Below are 1269 nucleotides of genomic sequence, written 5' to 3' on the forward strand. Positions count from 1 at the left end.
ACAATTCAGAGTTATAAGCATGATGGTAGTTTGCACCGAACGTGGCGCGATACTATGGTACTAAAAACAACTGAAAATGCAATCATTGGTGTCAATGACCATACACTCGTTACTGAAAGTGATGGCAGACGCTGGGTGACCCGAGAACCAGCCATTGTTTATTTTCATAAAAAATTCTGGTTTAACATCATCGCAATGATTCGTGATAGCGGTGTTTCCTACTACTGTAACTTAGCTAGCCCCTATGTTATGGATGAAGAGGCCCTCAAATACATTGACTACGACTTAGATGTCAAAGTATTTGAAAATCATGAGAAGAAGCTTTTGGATGTTGACGAATATGAAAGCCACAAAAAAGAAATGCATTATTCAGCAGATATTGATTATATCCTGAAAGAGAGTGTCAAAATTCTTGTCGACTGGATTAACAATGAAAAAGGCCCCTTCTCGGAATCTTACGTTAATATCTGGTACAAACGTTATCTTGAACTCAAGAGTCGTTAAAGTCGTGAAAAAAGGCCCCCATTCAAATGAATGAGGGCCTTTTCTTATTCTTATGCTTAAAAATTAAAAGGTAACGAGAAACCCCTCACTACCACTGAACTACGTTCGCAAATGCCGGCTACATGACTTGAACACGCGACCCTCTGATTACAAATCAGATGCTCTACCAACTGAGCTAAGCCGGCTAACTTACTATTCTTCTATGCGGGTTAAGGGACTTGAACCCCCACGCCGTTAAGCGCCAGATCCTAAATCTGGTGCGTCTGCCAATTCCGCCAAACCCGCATCTATGACCCGTACTGGGCTCGAACCAGTGACCCTTTGATTAAAAGTCAAATGCTCTACCAACTGAGCTAACGAGTCTTCCTCTTCTAACGGTCCCGACGGGAATTGAACCCGCGATCTTCGCCGTGACAGGGCGACGTGATAACCGCTACACCACGGGACCTATTAAGTATCTCTACTTAACTATGGGAGTTAACGGGATCGAACCGCTGACCCTCTGCTTGTAAGGCAGATGCTCTCCCAGCTGAGCTAAACTCCCTATGTGCTAAGCGACTCCCATATCTAGCAGGGGGCAACCCCCAACTACTTCAGGCGTACTAGGGCTTAACTGCTGTGTTCGGCATGGGTACAGGTGTATCTCCTAGGCTAGCGTCACTTAACTCCTTGAGTGTGCTCACTCAAAATTGAATACCTATCTATTGTATCAAGCCTAAACCAATACTGTCAATACCTTCTGAACCTTACCTTGGTCAAGTCCTC

1 protein-coding gene, 5 tRNA genes and 1 rRNA gene are annotated in these 1269 nt (G+C 44.3%); 1 reads left to right on the forward strand and 6 read right to left on the reverse strand.

Translation table 11 applies throughout. From position 1 onward, the window contains the following. A partial coding sequence (locus tag FH871_RS34295) for a DUF402 domain-containing protein (RefSeq protein ID WP_138995311.1) occupies window positions 1–504 on the forward strand: 504 nt, incomplete at its 5' end. Between the two features lie 112 nt (window positions 505–616). On the opposite strand, the gene FH871_RS34300 is transcribed toward FH871_RS34295, so the two are convergent. From FH871_RS34300 to rrf, 6 genes are all read right to left on the reverse strand, one after another. After that, a tRNA-Thr gene (locus tag FH871_RS34300) sits at window positions 617–689 on the reverse strand. 18 nt (window positions 690–707) lie between these two features. After that, window positions 708–789, reverse strand: a tRNA-Leu gene (locus FH871_RS34305). Window positions 790–794: 5 nt separating this feature from the next. Next, a tRNA-Lys gene (locus FH871_RS34310) sits at window positions 795–867 on the reverse strand. Window positions 868–879: 12 nt separating this feature from the next. Next, a tRNA-Asp gene (locus FH871_RS34315) sits at window positions 880–952 on the reverse strand. A gap of 23 nt (window positions 953–975) precedes the next feature. Continuing rightward, a tRNA-Val gene (locus FH871_RS34320) sits at window positions 976–1048 on the reverse strand. A 5-nt stretch (window positions 1049–1053) separates the two neighbouring features. Next, window positions 1054–1169 (reverse strand): 5S ribosomal RNA (gene rrf / locus FH871_RS34325). Window positions 1170–1269 lie beyond the last annotated feature (100 nt).

Source organism: Larkinella sp. C7 (genome assembly GCF_006149005.1).
Lineage (GTDB): Bacteria > Bacteroidota > Bacteroidia > Cytophagales > Spirosomataceae > Larkinella.